General features: G+C 69.2%; 19 protein-coding genes. 7 read left to right on the top strand and 12 right to left on the bottom strand.

Annotated features, from left to right (window positions below; genetic code table 11):
- Positions 1 to 25: 25 nt before the first annotated feature.
- From M1M07_RS07010 to M1M07_RS06990, 5 genes are all read right to left on the bottom strand, one after another.
- Positions 26 to 283: a chorismate mutase gene (locus tag M1M07_RS07010; RefSeq protein WP_248673663.1), complete on the bottom strand. Its 258-nt coding sequence runs from the start codon at positions 281 to 283 to the stop codon at positions 26 to 28.
- Between the two features lie 49 nt (positions 284 to 332).
- Positions 333 to 1,169, bottom strand: coding sequence for an ABC transporter permease (locus tag M1M07_RS07005; RefSeq protein WP_231610936.1), 837 nt, complete (start codon positions 1,167 to 1,169; stop codon positions 333 to 335).
- A complete protein-coding gene (locus M1M07_RS07000; protein ID WP_197253197.1) occupies positions 1,166 to 1,948 on the bottom strand; it encodes an ABC transporter permease in 783 nt (260 codons plus the stop codon). The genes M1M07_RS07005 and M1M07_RS07000 overlap by 4 nt, the downstream gene beginning before the upstream one ends.
- A complete protein-coding gene (locus tag M1M07_RS06995) occupies positions 1,945 to 2,907 on the bottom strand; it encodes an ATP-binding cassette domain-containing protein (protein ID WP_248673662.1) in 963 nt (320 codons plus the stop codon). The genes M1M07_RS07000 and M1M07_RS06995 overlap by 4 nt, the downstream gene beginning before the upstream one ends.
- Before the next feature lie 121 nt (positions 2,908 to 3,028).
- A complete protein-coding gene (locus M1M07_RS06990) occupies positions 3,029 to 3,517 on the bottom strand; it encodes a TIGR00725 family protein (protein WP_248673661.1) in 489 nt (162 codons plus the stop codon).
- 110 nt (positions 3,518 to 3,627) lie between these two features.
- Between M1M07_RS06990 and M1M07_RS06985 the strand changes: the two genes are divergently transcribed.
- A complete protein-coding gene (locus tag M1M07_RS06985; protein ID WP_248673660.1) occupies positions 3,628 to 4,530 on the top strand; it encodes an alpha/beta fold hydrolase in 903 nt (300 codons plus the stop codon).
- 21 nt (positions 4,531 to 4,551) lie between these two features.
- On the opposite strand, the gene M1M07_RS06980 is transcribed toward M1M07_RS06985, so the two are convergent.
- Complete coding sequence (locus M1M07_RS06980) at positions 4,552 to 5,172, bottom strand: FHA domain-containing protein (protein ID WP_197254225.1); 621 nt, start codon at positions 5,170 to 5,172, stop codon at positions 4,552 to 4,554.
- Positions 5,173 to 5,236: 64 nt separating this feature from the next.
- Between M1M07_RS06980 and M1M07_RS06975 the strand changes: the two genes are divergently transcribed.
- Positions 5,237 to 5,650 carry a YchJ family protein gene (locus M1M07_RS06975; protein ID WP_248673659.1) on the top strand — a complete coding sequence of 138 codons (414 nt, stop codon included), beginning with the start codon at positions 5,237 to 5,239 and terminating at the stop codon, positions 5,648 to 5,650.
- Positions 5,651 to 5,680: 30 nt separating this feature from the next.
- On the opposite strand, the gene M1M07_RS06970 is transcribed toward M1M07_RS06975, so the two are convergent.
- Positions 5,681 to 6,319 carry a TetR/AcrR family transcriptional regulator gene (locus M1M07_RS06970; RefSeq protein ID WP_197254215.1) on the bottom strand — a complete coding sequence of 213 codons (639 nt, stop codon included), beginning with the start codon at positions 6,317 to 6,319 and terminating at the stop codon, positions 5,681 to 5,683.
- Between the two features lie 105 nt (positions 6,320 to 6,424).
- On the opposite strand from M1M07_RS06970, the gene treZ reads away from it, so the two are divergent.
- Positions 6,425 to 8,173, top strand: coding sequence for a malto-oligosyltrehalose trehalohydrolase (gene treZ, locus M1M07_RS06965; RefSeq protein WP_197254213.1), 1,749 nt, complete (start codon positions 6,425 to 6,427; stop codon positions 8,171 to 8,173).
- A gap of 7 nt (positions 8,174 to 8,180) precedes the next feature.
- Here treZ and M1M07_RS06960 read toward each other — a convergent pair whose 3' ends face one another.
- Positions 8,181 to 9,689, bottom strand: coding sequence for an MFS transporter (locus tag M1M07_RS06960; RefSeq protein WP_248673658.1), 1,509 nt, complete (start codon positions 9,687 to 9,689; stop codon positions 8,181 to 8,183).
- A 110-nt stretch (positions 9,690 to 9,799) separates the two neighbouring features.
- Between M1M07_RS06960 and M1M07_RS06955 the strand changes: the two genes are divergently transcribed.
- On the top strand, positions 9,800 to 10,390 hold the full coding sequence (locus M1M07_RS06955; RefSeq protein WP_248673657.1) for a TetR/AcrR family transcriptional regulator: 591 nt from the start codon (positions 9,800 to 9,802) through the stop codon (positions 10,388 to 10,390).
- Positions 10,391 to 10,445: 55 nt separating this feature from the next.
- Positions 10,446 to 10,748 (top strand): hypothetical protein, encoded by a 303-nt coding sequence (locus M1M07_RS06950; protein WP_248673656.1) that lies wholly within the window; start codon positions 10,446 to 10,448, stop codon positions 10,746 to 10,748.
- 49 nt (positions 10,749 to 10,797) lie between these two features.
- On the opposite strand, the gene ilvA is transcribed toward M1M07_RS06950, so the two are convergent.
- Positions 10,798 to 12,150 carry a threonine ammonia-lyase IlvA gene (gene ilvA, locus M1M07_RS06945; protein ID WP_197254205.1) on the bottom strand — a complete coding sequence of 451 codons (1,353 nt, stop codon included), beginning with the start codon at positions 12,148 to 12,150 and terminating at the stop codon, positions 10,798 to 10,800.
- A 159-nt stretch (positions 12,151 to 12,309) separates the two neighbouring features.
- Here ilvA and M1M07_RS06940 point away from each other — a divergent pair, with 159 nt between their 5' ends.
- Positions 12,310 to 13,569: a M23 family metallopeptidase gene (locus M1M07_RS06940; RefSeq protein ID WP_248673655.1), complete on the top strand. Its 1,260-nt coding sequence runs from the start codon at positions 12,310 to 12,312 to the stop codon at positions 13,567 to 13,569.
- 31 nt (positions 13,570 to 13,600) lie between these two features.
- On the opposite strand, the gene M1M07_RS06935 is transcribed toward M1M07_RS06940, so the two are convergent.
- Positions 13,601 to 14,035 (bottom strand): nitroreductase family deazaflavin-dependent oxidoreductase, encoded by a 435-nt coding sequence (locus M1M07_RS06935; RefSeq protein WP_248673654.1) that lies wholly within the window; start codon positions 14,033 to 14,035, stop codon positions 13,601 to 13,603.
- A gap of 117 nt (positions 14,036 to 14,152) precedes the next feature.
- Here M1M07_RS06935 and M1M07_RS06930 point away from each other — a divergent pair, with 117 nt between their 5' ends.
- Complete coding sequence (locus M1M07_RS06930; RefSeq protein WP_248673653.1) at positions 14,153 to 14,377, top strand: hypothetical protein; 225 nt, start codon at positions 14,153 to 14,155, stop codon at positions 14,375 to 14,377.
- A 10-nt stretch (positions 14,378 to 14,387) separates the two neighbouring features.
- On the opposite strand, the gene M1M07_RS06925 is transcribed toward M1M07_RS06930, so the two are convergent.
- Positions 14,388 to 15,965 carry an FMN-binding glutamate synthase family protein gene (locus M1M07_RS06925; RefSeq protein WP_248673652.1) on the bottom strand — a complete coding sequence of 526 codons (1,578 nt, stop codon included), beginning with the start codon at positions 15,963 to 15,965 and terminating at the stop codon, positions 14,388 to 14,390.
- 68 nt (positions 15,966 to 16,033) lie between these two features.
- Positions 16,034 to 17,422: an NAD(P)/FAD-dependent oxidoreductase gene (locus M1M07_RS06920; protein WP_248673651.1), complete on the bottom strand. Its 1,389-nt coding sequence runs from the start codon at positions 17,420 to 17,422 to the stop codon at positions 16,034 to 16,036.
- Positions 17,423 to 17,479 lie beyond the last annotated feature (57 nt).

Below are 17,479 nucleotides of genomic sequence, written 5' to 3'. Positions count from 1 at the left end.
ACTCCCCCGCCGGGCTACGCAGGCGTCAGCGCAGCCGGAGCAGACTCATCGCCATCGCCGTCCCGGATCCCCCGAGTTCGCTGGTGTACCGGCGGATCACGTCGATGTCGTCCGCGTGGGTCACCCTCGGCGACCCTGCGACGACACGCGCCTCCGCGATGCGCCGGGCCAGTTCCGTGCGCTGCTGCACGGCGGCGACAATGCCGGCGTCGAGCCGGTCCATCTCGTCGTAGAGCCGGTCGACCTCGAGTTCGGCGAGGGTGGGTCCGATGATCGCAGTCACGTCGTTTTCTCCTTCTGGTGATGGGTACGGGTTTCGGTCCGACCGGTGGTCAGCACAGGGCGCGGCGGTACCGGCGTGCGAGCGGGATCGCGCATCCGCCGATCAGGACGGCCGACCACGCGAGTATCCGGACCAGCGGTTCGGCGACGGGACCACCGAGCGAGAACGCCTGCATGGTCTCGACCGCCGCGGTCATCGGCTGGTTCTCCACCAACGGTCGGATCCAGCCGGGATAGGCGGTCGCCGGAACGAAACCCGGGTTGAAGAACAGCAACAGCGTGCACAGGAGCGAAACAGCCTCGACCACACCGGTATTCGACCAGGTCAGACCGATGGTGGTGACGAGGACCGCGAAGCCGACGCCGAAGATCACCGGTACAGCCACGAATCCGAGCGCGGCGAGAGCCCCGGCGTGGAACCGGAATCCGAGTGCTGTCCCGACGGCCAGGATCACCGTGGTGGTCGCGGCGATCCGCACCGCCTCCGCAACCGAGCGCGACAACAACGCCGACGCCCGGTGGACCGGCAGTGTCCACAGCCGTCCCGGCAGGCCCGCCTCGCATTCACGACGGAGGTTGATCGTTCCGGCGAGCGAACCGAGCAACGCGCTCATCACCGCGACCATGGGTACCGTGCCGTACAGCGCGTCGTGACCGGCGAAGGCCGTGACCTGCCGGCCCAGCACGACGTCGAGCATCACCAGCATCGCGACCGGATAGGCGAGGGTCTGGACCACGGTCATGGGGTCCCGGCGCCAGCGGGTGAGCAGTCGGCGCGACTGCAACCAGGTGTGCGGCAGCAGCATCCGGATCGAGTTCTCCGCCGCGGGAACGATTGTCGTCACAGGAATCCCCTGAGTCGTGGGGGTGCCGGTCGTCGTGGTCATGCTCGCCTCCCGGTGACGCGCACCGCCATCCATCCGACGATCCCGAGCAGGGCGCACAGCCACAGCAGCGTCGGAACCAGCAGGTGGGCGTCGAAATTGCCGTCGGCCAGTGCGCGCAGCGTGATCGTGAACTGGGAGACCGGCTGATTGCGCACGATCGGCTGGGCCCACTGCGGAAACTGTTCGAGGGGAAGGAATCCGCACGAGAACATGCCCAGGACGAGTTGCGGAACGGCCAGCGCGCGAGTGGTGGCCTCCGGGCTGCGTGAGAGTGTGCCCAAAACGTCGGCGGCGAGTGTGAGGATCACCCCGATCGCCAGTGCAGCCGTGCAGAACGCCACCGCGGCGGTGGGTCCGGCATCGAAACGGAAACCGATCACGTGGCCGCACACCACGGCAACGGCGACCGCGAGCACGCAGCGCACGGTGCTCGCCGAGACCCGTGCGGTGACCGGGACGACCGCGGGTATCGGCATCGCCGCGAACCGCCGGTCGACGCCGCGCACGGCGTCGGTGGCCGCGACGAACGCGGCGGTGATCGCCGTGAACGACACCGCCTGCAGGGCGATCAGCGGCATGAGGAACCGCCCGTATTCGACGGTGCCGCCGGAGAACCGCGTGATCACCGCGTGCAGCGGGACGTAGAAGCCGAGGGTGAACACGATCGGCGCGATCAGCGCGGTCAGCATCGATCCGCCGCGCAGCGCCGATCCCAGCCCACGGGCCGTGAGCACCCACCACTGGCGGATCGGTGTGCTTTCGGAAGCGAGGCTGGTCATGCCGCGACCTCCAGCGGTGCCGTTTCGCTTCCGGTGAGAGTGAGGAACACCTCGTCGAGCGACGGGCGGCGCAGCGCGATGTCCGCGATCTCGATGCCCCGCGCCGCGACCGCAGCGGCGACCCGGGCGAGGGTGCCGGCCCCGTCGGGTGCGGGCACCGCGACCCGGTCGGCTCCGATCTCGACCGCTCCGTAGGTGAGGGTGCGGACAACGTCTGCAATCGCGGTGACGTCGCCGGGGCGCAGCGGCACCACCTCGCAGAAACTGCCGCCGACGCGGTCCTTGAGTCGGACGGCGGTGTCGTCGGCGACGACGACACCCCGATCCACGACGACGATGCGGTCGGCGAGCAGATCCGCTTCCTCGAGGTATTGCGTGGTCAGCAGCGTCGTGATGCCCTGCGCCTTGAATCCGGCGACCAGGTCCCACACGCGTTGCCGGCTGCGCGGGTCGAGCCCGGTGGTGGGTTCGTCGAGAAACACCACCTGGGGTGGGACGACGAGGCCGCAGGCGATGTCGATGCGGCGGCGCATGCCGCCGGAGTACCGGCCGACGGGGCGGTCCGCGGCGTCATCCAGGTCGAATTCCGCGAGCAGTTCCCGGGCGCGGGCGCGGGCGGCGCGGCGTCGTATGCCGAGGAGCCGCGCGAACAGCACGAGGTTCTCGAATCCGGTGAGCGAGTCGTCGAGCGCGGCGTACTGGCCGGTGAGCATGATCGATCGCCGGACTCCGGCCGCGTCGGTGACCACATCGTGCCCGGCGACGACGGCTCGCCCGGAATCCGGGCGCAGGAGTGTCGCGAGGATGTTCACCACGGTGGTCTTGCCGGCCCCGTTCGGTCCGAGGACCCCGAGCACCTCACCGGGGGCCGCGGCGAAGCTCACTCCGCGCAATGCCTCGACCGGGCCGAAGCTCTTGGTGACATCTTCGACGAGCAGCGACTGTGTACGGTCCGGCACGGGGTCCTCCTGGCTGACGGCGGAAAGGCGTGATGTCCACACTCTCCCGCCCGCGTCCTCCGCGATACCCACCCCAGAGGTGGTCCGCCACCACCTCGGCGACCTCCCTTTCCGGTAGCTCCTACTGCCGTCCTTCGAGCGGATCCTTGCGCCAGAGCAGGGCGTGCAGGCATTCGACGGCCTCTTCGGGGTCGGCGACGGCCAGCACGCCGGGGCCGGGCATCTGCCAGCCCCCGATCGACACGACGGGAACACCGGTCCGGACCGCCAGCGCGATCTCGCTCATGGTGCCCCAGCTTCCTCCGACCGCGATCAACGCGTCGCTGCTGCGCACGAGCAGGGCGTTGCGCATCTCCCCCATCCCGGTGGGTATCGACACCGTCAGGTAGGGGTTGCCGTCGAGCCGTTCGTCACCGGGCAACAGACCGATCGTGGTGCCGCCGGCCTCGATCGCGCCGCGGGACGCCGCCGCCATCACCCCGCCCAATCCGCCGGTCACGACCACTGCGCGCCGCCCGGCCAGCAATCCGCCGACGCGACGGGCGACGCGGCGCTGCTCCGGGGTGGCGTCGCCGGGTCCGACGACGCCGACATACCGCTGCTCGTGCATTTTTCGATTGTCCACCAACCCAAGGTGTTGTGGAGTCCACTCCGGGGTTGCGGACTTCCACCGCCGGGATCGGTCGTGGTCACCGCGGTGCCGGGCGCACCCTGATCGCCATGACCACCATTCGCAGTGCCCGGCTCGTCCGGCGCGTCACGGTACTAGCGGACGACGGGGTGCCGCTGGCCGTCCGGGAGGTCGGAGCCGCCACCGCGCCGCTGACGGTCCTGTTCGTACACGGTCACTGCAATCACACGGAAAGCTGGTCGCCGCTGCGGGATTCGCTTCTGCGGCTGACGGGCTCGTCGGTGCGGATGGTGTTCTTCGACCACCGCGGGCACGGCCGCTCCGGTGGCGCTCCCGCCGAGACGTACACCGTCGAGCAGCTGGGCCGGGATCTCGGGGCGGTGCTGAACGCGGTGGCGTCCGGCCCGGTCGTGCTGGTCGGGCATTCGATGGGCGGCATGGCGATCCTGTCGTACGCGCGGCAGCATCCGCACGAGATCGGCCGCCGGGTGGCAGGGATCGGCCTGATCGCGACGGCAGCGGGCGATCTGCACCGGTCCGGTCTCGGGCGGTACCTGCACAGCCCGGCGGTCGAGCTGTTCCACCGGGCGGTGACGCGGGCGCCGCGCATCATGCAGCGAACGATCCGGTTCGGGGGACGCGTCGGCGCGTTGCTGGTGCCGCCGGCGGACCGTCCGGGATCGGAGGGTCGCTGGGCTGCGTTGCTGAAGGTCCTGCACAGCGATACGTCGGTGGTGACGATGGCCGGGTTCCTGCGGTCGTTCGCGGCCCTCGACGAGTCGGCGGCCCTGACGGTGCTCGCGGCGGTACCGGCACTGGTGCTGTGCGGTTCCGCCGACGAGTGGACCCCGTTCGAGTTGTCGTCCGGGCTGGCATCGCGGCTGCCGCTCGCGGAGCTGGTGCGTGTCGACGGGGCCGGGCACTCGGTGATCGGCGAGCGGGCCGACGAGGTCGCGCAGGCGCTGGCGGGCCTGCTGCGGAGGGTCGCCTGAGCAGGCCGGCCGGGAGTCGTCTCAGAGATCCCGCTCGGTGATGACGCCGCTGTGCAGGGCCAGCTCGGCGAGCCGCACCCGCTTGAGGTTCTGCGGCAGATCCTCGACACCGAATTTGGTGAACAACGCGCGCAGGTGGGTCTTGACGGCGTCGACGCTCAGGTAGAGCTCCGCGGCGATCGCCTGATTCGAGGCGGGGGTGGCGAACGCGGCGCCGTGCTTGTACGGGCGGCACAGGGCGACCAGCACATTGCGCTGGGTTTCGGTGACGGAGCGGACCGTCGGCAATTCCGAGGCGACCCGGGTCGCCTCGTCCGGCCCGACCCCGATCTCCTGGAATGTCAACCGGATAGAGCCGATACGGATGCTGTCGCCTTCCCGCAGTCGCCGTCGCCCGGTGATGCGCTCACCGTTGACGAACGTTCCGTTGCGCGACAATCCGTCGTCGACGATCGTCCAGTGCGTCCCGAGCCATTCGACGACCGCATGCAGCCGCGACACCTCCTCGTCGCCGGTGAACGGCACATCCGAGTCCGGTGACCGGCCGATCGTGACACGCGGTGTCACGGGCGACAGTTCGAAACGATGTTGCCGGCCCTGCTTGTCGATGTAGCTCAGTCGTGACTCGATACCGACGCTCACTGCGACCTCCCGGAGACGGAATCCATCGTGCCCGTCACCGATTGACTCGGCAAGGGCCGCGATAATGGGTGTCGTGAACCGTCGACGTACCCGAGTCCCTGCCGCTGATTCCCCGTGCCCGTGTGGTCGCGGAGTGCCGTTCGGGGAGTGCTGTGGCCCGTTGCTCGACGGCGCGGACGCACCGACCGCCGAGCGGCTGATGCGGTCCCGGTACACGGCGTTCGCGGTCGGGAACGCCGAGTATCTCGAGCGCACGTGGCATCCGAGCGCCCGTCCGACCCGGCTCGAGCTGGATCCGGATCAGCGGTGGACGGGACTCGAAGTGCTGCGCACGACCGGCGGTGGTTTCCTGCACACCGAGGGCACCGTCGAGTTCCGCGCCCACTACACGTACAACTGCGTCGAGGACACACTGCACGAGCACAGCCGATTCGTGCGCGAGGACGGCCGCTGGTTGTATCTCGACGCCCTTCCCTGATCCGGCGCCCGAACTCGGCGCAGCGGCAACTCAGCGCAGCAGCGTCGCGCGCAGGGTCTCCGTCAACCACATCCGGTACTGCTCGACGTCCCAGCCGCACGTTCGGCGCAGCAGCGCGTGCACCTGGGGCGAGCTGAGCGTGAAGAGCACGTCCGCGGCGTGCTCGACGCTCACCCCGTCCCGGAGCAGGCCGCTCGCGCGCAGGCCCTCGGCGATGGTGCGGGCGTTCTCGGCGGTCGCGCGGGCGTCCTCGTCCGCGAAGCGCCGCATGTCCTCGTCGGCGCCCGAGGACTCGATCGACGTCATGAGCAGGCCGCCGGCCCGTTCGAGCATGTCGGTGCCGAATCCGACCACGTGCTCGAGGATCAGGTCGGCGTCGGAACCCCCGTGCGCGACCTCCCGTCGCGCCGGGACGGCGGGGTCACCGGTCCCGGCGACCGCGTCGTCGAGTGCTTCACGGAACAGTTCCGACTTGCCGCCGGGGAACGCCGTGAACACCGTCCGGACCGCGACCCCGGCCTCGTCGGCGATCTGCTTGACCGTGGTGCTGACGTAGCCGTCGCGGACGAAGAGCCGCGCACCCGCGGCACGGACGGCGGCGCGGGTGCGACGAGCGGCTTCTTCCCGAAGCGGGGACCTGTACGTCCTCTTCCCGGTGTTCTCGGACATCGCGAGCAACCCTAGCCCATCGGATGCATCCCGAATGCATCCGAATCGGGGGCATCCGAATCGGGTGAAGCTGCGCGCATCTCGCAGACCGTGCATGCTGGACCCGTGCACACCTTCGAGGTCTGGGCCCCCGTCCCCGAGTCCGTCCGTCTGCACCTCGACGGCACCGTCCATCCGATGCAACGCGACCAGCACGGCTGGTGGCGCGCCGAGGTCGATGCCTCCCCCGGCGCCCGCTACGGCTTCGTCGTGGACGAGGACGAGACGGCGCTGCCGGATCCGCGTTCGCCCCGCCAGCCCGACGGGGTGCACGGCCTGTCGCAGCTGCACCGGCTCGATCCAGCGGTCTGGACGGACTCGTCGTGGACCGGTCGGCAACTCCCGGGCAGCGTCGTCTACGAACTGCACATCGGCACGTTCACCGAGGCCGGCACGCTGGACGCCGCGATCGAGCATCTCGACGAACTGGTCGAGCTCGGGGTCGGCTTCGTCGAACTCATGCCGGTCAACGCGTTCAACGGCACCCACGGCTGGGGTTACGACGGGGTGCTCTGGTACGCGGTGCACGAGCCGTACGGCGGGCCGGACGCGCTGCAGCGCTTCGTCGACGCCGCGCACGCGCGCGGACTCGGAGTCGTACTCGACGTGGTGTACAACCATCTGGGCCCGTCCGGAAACTATCTGGGCCGTTTCGGTCCCTATCTGACCGGCGGCGCGGGAACCTGGGGTGAGACGGTGAACCTCGACGGCCCCGGATCCGCCGAGGTGCGCCGCTACATCATCGACAACGCCCTGCGCTGGTTCCGCGACTTCCACATAGACGCACTGCGGCTCGACGCGGTCCACGCGCTCGTGGACCACACCGCCACCCACGTGCTCGAGGATCTGTCGACCGAAACCTTCAGGCTGTCCGTACATCTGGGTCGCCCGCTGACGTTGATCGCCGAGAGCGACCTCAACGATCCGCGCCTGATCACTCCGCGCTCGGCGGGTGGTTACGGCCTGCACGCGCAGTGGGACGACGACATCCACCACGCAGTGCACGCGGCGGTGTCCGGCGAAAGGCAAGGGTACTACGGAGATTTCGGCTCGCTCGACTGCCTCGCCCGCACCCTGCAGCACGGCTTCTTCCATGCCGGGACGTATTCGAGTTTCCGCGGTCGCATCCACGGGCGCCCGCTCGACGTGCGCCGCACCCCCGCCAGTTCACTGCTGGCCTACACGTGCACGCACGATCAGGTCGGCAACCGCGCACGCGGCGACCGGCCGGGCAGGTATCTCGATCACGGACAGCTCGCCGTCAAGGCCGCGCTCGTGCTGGCCTCCCCCTACACGCCGATGCTGTTCATGGGCGAGGAGTGGGGTGCCGGCACCCCGTTCCGGTACTTCACCTCGCATCCGGAACCGGAACTCGCCGCCGCGGTCGTCGAGGGCCGCAGGCGCGAATTCGCCGAACACGGCTGGGGCGTCGAGGACGTGCCCGACCCGCAGGATCCGGAGACGTTCCGGAGTTCGGTCCTGAATCGCGCCGAACGCACCGAGCCCGAGCACGCGCGACTGCTGGCGTGCTACCGGGACCTGCTCGCGTTGCGCCGGGCCCGCGCCGAGCTGACGGATCCGTGGCTCGAGAACCTCCAGGTCGACTACGACGAGGAGGAACGCTGGATCGTCGTGCACCGCGGGACGATTCGCGTCGCCTGCAATCTCGGAGCCGATCCGGTCACCGTTCCGGTCGGCGGTGTTCCGCTGATGTGGTGGGACGAACCGGTGGTCAACCGGACCCGATCGGCTGCCCTGATCCCGGGCCACTCGTTCGCGGTGTTCGAGGGCGAAATCGACCACCACGAACGGTGACATCTTCTCAGCGTCGCCGCAGCATCCTCCACGCGAACAGGGCGGTCACCGCGAGGATGACGGCGGTGGCGGCCGAGGCACCGTGCATTCCGGCGACGAACGCCTCACGGCCCTCCACGAGGAGCGCTCCGGCCGCGGACTCCGGCAGGTGCCGTGCCGTCTCCACGAGATTGCCGAGCGTGTCGAGCCCCGCGGTCGACGCGAACAGTTCCGCGAGCCGGCCCTGATAGGTCGCGCTGACGACGCTGCCGAGCACCGCCACGCCCAGCGCCATCCCCAGTTCGTACGCGGTTTCGGACACGGCGGACGCCGCGCCCGCCCGGTCCGGTGGCGCTGCGGCCACCACGAGATCGGTGGTGAGCGTCAGCGCGACGCCGACACCCGCACCGACGACGGTGAAACCGGCGACGAACACCCCGGCACCGCCGTCGGCACCGAGCGCCAGCAGTGCCCCGGCACCGGCTGCGGCAGCCGCGAGCGAACCCGCCAGCACCCCACCGATCGGGAGGCGACGGGTCAGCGGTCCGGCGGCGAGCGAGCCGAGCGCACTGGCCGCGGTACCCGGGAGCATGAGCAGTCCGGCGGTCAGCGGGCTCACGTCCAGCACCAGCTGCAGATACTGCGAGCCGAAGAACAGCACCCCGGCGAGCGCGAACACCGACAGCAGGTTGGCGGCCACGGCGGTCGAGAAGGTGCGCTCGGCAAACAGCGACAGGTCCAGCAACGGCGACGACGTGGTGCGCTGCCGGTGGACGAAGAACAGGGCCGCGAGCACGCCGACACCGCCGGCGACGAGGTATTCCGGTTGCAGGCCGTGCAGCGCGGACTCCTTGATCGCGTAGACGAGCGGTAACACCGCTGCCAGCGACGCGATCGCCCCGACGAGATCGAATCGGCCCGGTGCCGGATCGCGGGACTCGGGGATCAGGCGCGGCGCGGCGATCACCAGGATCGCCATGATCGGCAGATTGACGAGAAACACCGAGCCCCACCAGAAGTGCTCGAGCAGCCATCCGCCGACGATCGGCCCGGCCGCGGCACCTCCGGCGGCCATCGCGCTCCACACACCGATCGCCAGCGTGCGCTGGCGCGCGTCGGCGAACATGTGCCGGATCAGGCCGAGGGTCGCGGGCATCAGGGTGGCTCCCGCGATGCCCTGCAGCACGCGTGCCGCGATGAGCATCTCGGGGCCGACTGCCCAGGCGGCGAGCACGGAAGCGGCGGCGAAGCCGGTCGCGCCGACGAGCAGCAGTCGGCGGCGCCCGATGCGGTCGCCGAGCACGCCCATCGTCACGAGCAGGCCCGCGACGGCGAACGAGTACACGTCGATGATCCACAGCAGCTGCACCCCGGTGGGGGCGAGATCGGCGCTGATGAACGGCAGGGCGAGATCGAGCACGGTCGCGTCGATCGCGATGAGCAACACGGCGCACGCGAGCACGGCGAGGCCCAGCCAGGTGCGGGCGGCGGCCCTCACGGGGACAGGGATGGTCGCGGTGCCGGGGTGTTCGCGCATGACTTCTTTCCGAGACTTCGAGAATTTACTTAACCGTCCAGCCGGTACAGTGATTTTCAGAGTAGCAACGAACCGTCCGGCCGGTACAGCGGATTGACTAGGCTCACACCATGGCCTCCGACACCCGCGACCGGATCCTCGACGCACTCGAACGCACACTGCTCGACGTCGGCGTCGCCCAGGTCACTCTCGAAGCGGTGGCCGCGGCCGCCGGTGTCTCGAAAGGTGGCCTGCTCTACCACTTCCCGACCAAGGAAGCGATGCTCGCCGCCATGGTGCGCCGGCTCGGCGCCCGCAGCGACGAGCGACTCGCCGAGGCCGTCGCGGGAGGCACCCGGGTCGCCGAGTGGTACCTGTCCTATCCGGACGACCTGGGTGAGGCCGCGGAGATCTCGCTGTTCCGCTCCATGGTCGCCGCGATGCGCAGCGCCGACGGGCAGCACGACGAGGTGCAGCGCGCCGTCGTCGAGGTGATGCGGTCCTGGGACGACGGACTCCAGGCAGACTTCGACGACCCCGTCGACGCCGAAATCGTGCGACTCGTCGGCGACGGCATCTACCTCGGAGCGTTGCTCGGCCTGCCGCGCACCGACCCCGATCTCCATCGCCGAGTGGTCGCTCGGCTGCTCCGCCGCGACGATTCCGAAGACCCGGAGCACGCTCGCAGCGACCCTGAAACCGCAGGTAGCCAAGAGAATTGAAAGTTTCTCATCGAGGAGTACCGTCGATTACAGGCACACTGCCGAGGTGATCGTCATGAATCTCAAGAAAATTCTCGCGGGTACGTTCCTCACCACCACACTTCTCGTCGCACCGGCCAGCATCGCCGCCGCGACCCCGGCGTTCGACCCTTCACCCGGGGTGAGCGCCGTGCAGCCCGTCAACGACAACCCGCATCCCGACCGGCACGACAACGACTGGAACGGGAAGGGCGATTGGAACAGGAGGGACCACGATCGCGGCCGGGATTGGGACCGCGGATGGAACAACCGCTGGGACAACCCCTGGCGCGGGGACTGCTTCTGGTTCGGACCGTGGCTGGTGTGCAGCCCCTGGTGAGACTGAACACCGTCCCTCCCCCGGTGCCCGGCGTCCCGGTGCCCGGCGCCTAGGTCAGGTACCGGTAGGCCGGTGATCCAGGCTCGAGGCGTTGCACTTCGAGCCGGGACGCATCCATGCGTGCCAGCAGCGGTGCCAGACCGTCGGCGGCGCCGAGTTCGATGCCGACCAGCGCCGCGCCCGTCTCACGGTTGTTGCGCTTGACGTACTCGAACAGCGTGATGTCGTCGTCCGGGCCGAGCACCTCGTCGAGGAACCGCCGCAACGCGCCCGGTTCCTGCGGGAAATCCACCAGGAAGTAGTGCTTGAGTCCCCGGTGCACCAGCGACCGCTCGATGATCTCGCCGTACCGGGAGACGTCGTTGTTGCCGCCCGAGATCAGGCACACGATCGTCGATCCCGGCTCCGCGGCGATGTGGTCGAGCGCCGCGACGGACAGCGCACCGGCCGGTTCCGCGATGACGCCCTCGTTCTGATACAGCTCGAGCATCGCGGTGCAGATCGCGCCCTCGTCGACCTGGGTCATCCCGAACGCCGCAGTGCCGAGCGTGTCCTGACGGATCGTCGCGACCAACGGCAGACTCGAGTGCGACACCACCTCGGCGCCGAGCTGCGACACCACCTCGTAGGGCACGTTTCCGATCCGCTGGACCGCGGCGCCGTCGACGAACGGCTCGACCTCCGGCAGCGTCACCGGACCGCCCGCAACGAGCGCGGCGGTCATGGACGCGGCACCGGCCGGTTCGACGCCGACGATCGAGGTGGTCGGCGACTTCTCGTGCAGGTAGGCCGCGATACCGGCCAACAGCCCCCCGCCACCGACGGGCACGACGACCAGATCCGGTGCCGCCGGCAACTGCGCGAGGATCTCGCGGGCGATCGTGCCCTGCCCGGCGGCGGTGCGCGCATCGTCGAACGGGGCGACCATCGTCGCACCGGTGCGCTCGACATCGCCGCGGGCCGCTGCGGCCGCGGCATCGAACGTGTCGCCGATCGGGATGAGCTCGACGAACTCGCCACCGTGGACGCGGATCCGGTCGCACTTCTGCTTGGGGGTACGCGCGGGCACATAGATGCGCCCCTTGATTCCCATCGACCGGCACGCGTACGCCACGCCCTGCGCGTGGTTACCGGCACTGGCCGTCACGACGCCGGCAGCCCGTTCTGCGTCGCTGAGCTGGGCCATCACGTTGTAGGCGCCGCGCAGCTTGAAGGACCGCACCCGGGTGAGGTCCTCACGCTTGAGGTAGACGTTCGCGCCGGTCAGCGCGGACAGGCGCGGGCAATGTTCGAGGGGAGTCGGTGCCACCGCCGGGGAAATTCGCTCCGCCGCCGCGTCGATGTCGGCCACGTTCACAACGGGCGTCCGAGTCGGTTCAGCGGTGTGCGGGTAGGTGGTCACCCGTCAATGCTGCCACCCGCCTCGCCGATCATCCAAAGCAGGTCACGTGACCGCGACGATCTGCGCTGACAATCGCTTGCGGATTCGCAGCGCACACGGTCTACTGACGACATGCCTGGGCCGGTATGGATCGGGCGAGTCCGATCGGCAATGGTCTTCGTGGCGAGTGCGGGGGTCGTCGCGGCCTGCACGTTGCTCCCGGGCGGCGAGGCATCGCCGACGTCGACGCCCGAGAGCGGTCCGGCAGGATCGTCGTCCGACGAGGCAGTCGGAACCGACGAGATCTCCCCGCTCGTCATCGGCGTGGTGGCACCCGACCCGATCCCCGTTCCGGGCTCGGACGAACTCTTCCACGTGGCCTACGAGCTGACGGTGCTGAACTTCGCCCCGCGGCCCGCCGTCATCACGTCGGTCGAGACGCTCACCCCCGACGGCGAGGTCGTGGCCTCGCTGACGGAGGACGAGGTCGCCGCCCGGACGATGATCCTCGCCGACTACGGCGGTGCGGAACCCGTCGCGGACGGCGACCCGGCGATCCGGATCCCGGCGGGTAAGACCGCCCTGCTGGTGCTCGACGACACCTATCCCAGCCGGGATGCCGTTCCCGCGACCGTCACGCATCGGATCACCGCCTCGTTCGGCTCCCCGGAATCGGGCGACGGCGGCGTCGCGGTTCTCTGGCCCGACGAGGTGACGCAGACGGGCGGAACGGTGACGATCTCGACCGAGGAGCCGGTCGTCGTCGGCGCACCGCTCCGCGGGCAGGGGTGGATCGTCGAGAACGGATGCTGCACCCTCAACGCGCATCGCAACGTCCTGCTCCCGGTGGGCGGCCGGATCAACGGGGCCGAGCGGTTCGCGATCGACGTGAGCCGGATCGACGTCGCGGCGACCCGTGAGCACGGCTACGAGCCGGGCGTCGAGGTCGACGGGGATCCGGCACAGAACGAGAACTACCTCGCCTACGGCGCCCCGGTGCTCGCGGTCGCCGACGCCACCGTCGTGGCCGTCCACGCATCCGTTCCCGACACGCCGCCCGGCAAGCTGCCCCTCGGTCCGGGCTTCACGCTTGCCGACCTCGGCGGCAACATGGTCGCCCTCGAACTGGCCCCAGACCTGTTCGCCGTCTACTACCATCTGGCTCCCGGTTCTCCCAGGGTGGAGGTCGGAGACCGTGTGTCCGCCGGGGACGAGATCGCCCGGCTCGGCAATTCGGGCAACTCGTCGGCGGCCCACCTGCACTTCCAGTTGAGCCGCACGCCGCTCATCTTCTCGTCCGACAACGTCCCGTTCGTGCTCGACGAGTTCAGCGTCGTGGGAACGCTGGACGCCGCGAGCGGCGAACTGCTCGACGAGCCGAACCCCGGGCCGCGTCGTGACGCCCTGCCGCTCGTGCTGACCGTCGTCGACTTCGACTAATGGCGCGCCGTGGTGTGCGGCCGTCGGTCCCCTATCTCGGTTCGAGCACGAACACGGGTATCTGCCGGTCCGTCTTCTTCTGGTACTCGGCGTAGGCGGGGAACGCCTCGACCGCGCGTTTCCACCACACGGCCTTCTCGTCGCCGTGGACCTCGCGTGCGGTCATGTCCTTCACCTCGGCACCGTCCCGCAGCTCCACGTGCGGATTCGCGACGACGTTGTAGTACCAGGTCGGGTTCTTCGGTGCACCGCCCAGCGAGGCGACGACTGCGTAGATGCCTTCGTGTTCGACGCGCATCAGCGGCGTCTTGCGCAACTTGCCGCTCTTGGCGCCCCGGGTGGTGAGGATGACCACCGGCCGGCCCTGCATGGTGTTCCCCTCGGCACCGTCCGAGGATTCGTACTTCTCGACCTGGTCGGCGGCCCATTTCGCCGGGCTGGGTTCGTATTCTCCGATGAGAGGCATACCGACAGTCAACACGTATCTGTGATCCGACACACCCGGGGCAAAAAGTTCGTTGACCCGAATTCTCGACTGCGACTACCCTGATGACAGACTTTTCAGCACCGTAGGAGCCTCGTGATGACCACTCTCGACAGTCCGGCCCCTCGGGCCCGGAGCGTGGCCGGAGTCGACCTCGCCGGCACCGAGTGGCCGCTGTACAAGCTCGAAGCCCTCGTCGTCGGCTTCCTGGTGCTGCTCACGCTGTTCCTCATCACCGGATCCGGACAGACCGCCGTACTCTCGGCGGCGGCCGCAGCCACCGCGACCTGGTGGGGTCGCCTGGCGTACTACCGCCGCAGCTAGAGTTCGTCTTCTAGGGCTTCGTCTTCGCGCCGTGCGATCCGGTGTCACCCGGGCGCTGCGCGGCGGTCGCCGCCATGATGCGGGTGATCTCGTCGCGGTCGGCGATACCGGGCAGGCCCCAGCCCTCCCGGTAGTCGTACAACTCGGAGAAGGTCACCGAATGCCGGTTTCCGTCGGCGACCTCGACGTCCTCGGTGGTGATCAGGCTCGGATGCGCCACGCCGCACGCCTCCGCAACCTTGAACACCTCCCGGCGCAGCGCCCGTAGATACTGCTCGACCCGATCGGCCTTCGACGGAACATCCAAACCTCTTGACAGCCAAGCATTCTGGGTCGCCACACCGGCTGGGCACCGGTCGGTGTGGCACTTCTGCGCCTGGATGCAGCCCACCGCGAACATGGGCTCGCGAGCAACGTTCACCATGTCGCAACCGAGTGCCATTGCGGCAACGGCATTGTCGGGAACACCGAGCTTGCCCGATCCGATGAAGGTCACACGCTCTGCCAGCCCTGCCAGGGCGAACAGCCGGTAGACCCGGGCGAATCCGCTGCGGAACGGCAGCGACACCGAATCGGTGAACACGAGCGGCGCGGCCCCGGTACCGCCCTCGCCACCGTCGACGGTGACGAAGTCGACGCCACGGTCACCGTCGCGCATCGCGTCGACGAGCAACTGCCAGAACGTCGGATCGCCGACCGCCGATTTGATCCCGACGGGAAGACCTGTGGCCGAGGCAACCTTCTCCACGAAATCGAGCATGCTGTCGACGTCGTGGAACGCCGTGTGCCGGGACGGGCTCACCACGTCTCGACCCACCGGAACGCCGCGGATCTCGGCGATCTCCTCGGTGACCTTGGCGCCGGGCAGCAGACCACCGAGACCCGGTTTGGCGCCCTGGCTCAGCTTGATCTCGATCGCCTTCACCGGTGCCGATTCGGTGAGCGCGACGAGCCGGTCGAGATCGAAACGGCCCTCGCTGTCGCGGCAGCCGAAGTAGGCCGTGCCGATCTGGAAGATCAGGTCGGCACCGTTGCGGTGGTACCGCGACAGTCCGCCCTCCCCCGTGTTGTGCAGGCAGCCGGCGGCAGCCGCCCCCTTGTTCAGAGCCACCACCGCCGCACCCGACAACGATCCGAAACTCATTCCCGAGACGTTGACGAACGATTCCGGCCGGAACGCCTTCGCCCGCCCACGCGGCCCGCCGAGGATCTTCGCCGACGGAATCGCCAGTCCCTCACCGCTGTGCGGCGCTCCGGACGGCGGGATCCGGGAGAACGTGCGGTGCTTGATGATCGTGTACCCGTCGGTGAACTCGACGTCGTTGTCCGTGCCGAAGCCGAACGTGTCGTTCTGCCGCTTCGACGCCGCATACACCCAGTGCCGCTGGTCGCGCGTGAACGGCCGCTCCTCGTCGTTGCGGGTGACGATGTACTGACGCAGTTCGGGACCGATCGCCTCGAGCAGATACCGCCCGTGACCGAGGACCGGGAAGTTCCTCAGCAGCGCGTGCCGACGCTGGAGCAGGTCGTACGACGCCACCGCGGCCAGCGCCGCAGCCGGGATTCCGAGAGCCTTCGACCAGTCCATGAATCCACGGTAGGTCCGTTGCGGGCACCGCACGTCGGGAAAGGCGATACCGTCCCGTCGGCTCGCACTCAGTGCGCGGTCACGGTGGACGTGCCCGCTCGATCCACGGACGAGGTGGACGGCCGGCGACGCCGGAGATTGGCCGCGCAGACGCGGGCCAGCACGGCCGGGTGCCCCAGGTTCCGCGGCGGGTCGTACAGGCTGCTGACTCGGAGGAAGCGCATCGCGACCGCAGTGTCGGTCTCGGCGGCGGTGAGGACCCGATCGACGTAGGCGTTGCCGATCCTGACACCCCACGGTCGCGGTCCCTCGACCTCCGGCAGCGACAGGTCGGCACCGATCGCGAACTTCCATGCCGCCCCGACGGGCCGGGCGGCCGCCCGGAAGAACCGGCCGGCAATGTCGGAATCACTGCGGTGCAAGCACTTTCGCAGCTCGAGGGCTTCGAGAGCCGCAACGGTCATGCCCTGCCCGTAGATCGGATTGAAGCTGCAGACCGCGTCACCGAAGACGAGCAGCCCGGCCGGGAACCGGCTCATGCGTTCGTAGTGCCGCCATTGGCTCGACGGGTAGCGATGTCTCGCGACGGCACCGAGCGGTTCGGCCGAACGAAGCGCAGCGACCACATGCGCCGGAGTGAACGACTCGACGAACTCGATCGTGTCGGCGAGGTCGGTCGGCGGTTCCGTGTCCACCATCCCGGTTTCCGTGAACATCCACGTATCGTTCTCGCAGGCGAACAATGCCATCCCGGTCGGGCGCCCCGGTTGCGGTCCGACGATGACCATCTTCTCCCGCAGCATGCCGGGCGGAATGCGCAACAACCGACTGCAGTACGTCACGTCGACCACGAGGTGCTCTTCCTCGGGGCGGCCGTAGCCGAGGCCCTCGAGAATCGCCGGGGTGCGGGCCCCGCGTCCCCGGGCGTCGACCACGAGATCCGCGCGGAGTGTCCGGGCGCTCCCACCACCGCCCACCTGTACACCGGTGACCCGACGGCGATCGGCCGTGGTGGTGAGCTCTCCGGCACCGTGGCCGTCGAGGATCGTGACATTCGGCAACTCGCGGATCCGACTGCGCACCCGGCTCTCCAGGAAGCACCTGCTCGGCAGGTACGTCGCGAACCCGTCCCGCACACGATCCCTCTTCCCGAACGTGTGCCCGCCGAAGGCGAGGTGGACACCAGCCATGTCACCGTACGCGATCTGCGGAACACCCTCGGAGGCCAGATCGTCGAGCAGCCCGGGCAGGAGTTCGTCCATCGCCTCCGCTCCGGACGCGAGCAGCGCGTGGACATGCCGCCCCTGCGGCACCCCGCGCCGGTTCTCCGGCCCGGTGGGAAGCACGTCCCGCTCGACCACGGTCACCGTGTCGTAGAACTCGGCCAGCGCGCGGGCGGCCAACAGCCCGCCCATACTGCCCCCGAGAACAACCGCCCGACCGCCGATCCTGTTCATGATCTTCGCCTCGCATGAATGCCCGAGTGATACGCATTCGATGCTGGTCCGGCGGTC

The sequence above is a fragment of the Rhodococcus sp. HM1 genome (assembly GCF_023218075.1).
Lineage (GTDB): Bacteria > Actinomycetota > Actinomycetes > Mycobacteriales > Mycobacteriaceae > Rhodococcus.
This window is presented reverse-complemented; position numbering and strand designations above follow the sequence as displayed.

Bases quoted from the DNA above. Each gene is read 5' to 3' on its own strand.
- M1M07_RS07005 (WP_231610936.1), bottom strand. From the start codon at position 1,169: ATGACCACGACGACCGGCACCCCCACGACTCAGGGGATTCCTGTGACG.
- M1M07_RS07000 (WP_197253197.1), bottom strand. From the start codon at position 1,948: ATGACCAGCCTCGCTTCCGAAAGCACACCGATCCGCCAGTGGTGGGTG.
- M1M07_RS06990 (WP_248673661.1), bottom strand. From the start codon at position 3,517: ATGCACGAGCAGCGGTATGTCGGCGTCGTCGGACCCGGCGACGCCACC.
- M1M07_RS06985 (WP_248673660.1), top strand. From the start codon at position 3,628: ATGACCACCATTCGCAGTGCCCGGCTCGTCCGGCGCGTCACGGTACTA.
- M1M07_RS06975 (WP_248673659.1), top strand. From the start codon at position 5,237: ATGGGTGTCGTGAACCGTCGACGTACCCGAGTCCCTGCCGCTGATTCC.
- M1M07_RS06970 (WP_197254215.1), bottom strand. From the start codon at position 6,319: ATGTCCGAGAACACCGGGAAGAGGACGTACAGGTCCCCGCTTCGGGAA.
- M1M07_RS06960 (WP_248673658.1), bottom strand. From the start codon at position 9,689: ATGCGCGAACACCCCGGCACCGCGACCATCCCTGTCCCCGTGAGGGCC.
- M1M07_RS06955 (WP_248673657.1), top strand. From the start codon at position 9,800: ATGGCCTCCGACACCCGCGACCGGATCCTCGACGCACTCGAACGCACA.
- M1M07_RS06950 (WP_248673656.1), top strand. From the start codon at position 10,446: ATGAATCTCAAGAAAATTCTCGCGGGTACGTTCCTCACCACCACACTT.
- M1M07_RS06935 (WP_248673654.1), bottom strand. From the start codon at position 14,035: ATGCCTCTCATCGGAGAATACGAACCCAGCCCGGCGAAATGGGCCGCC.
- M1M07_RS06930 (WP_248673653.1), top strand. From the start codon at position 14,153: ATGACCACTCTCGACAGTCCGGCCCCTCGGGCCCGGAGCGTGGCCGGA.
- M1M07_RS06925 (WP_248673652.1), bottom strand. From the start codon at position 15,965: ATGGACTGGTCGAAGGCTCTCGGAATCCCGGCTGCGGCGCTGGCCGCG.
- M1M07_RS06920 (WP_248673651.1), bottom strand. From the start codon at position 17,422: ATGAACAGGATCGGCGGTCGGGCGGTTGTTCTCGGGGGCAGTATGGGC.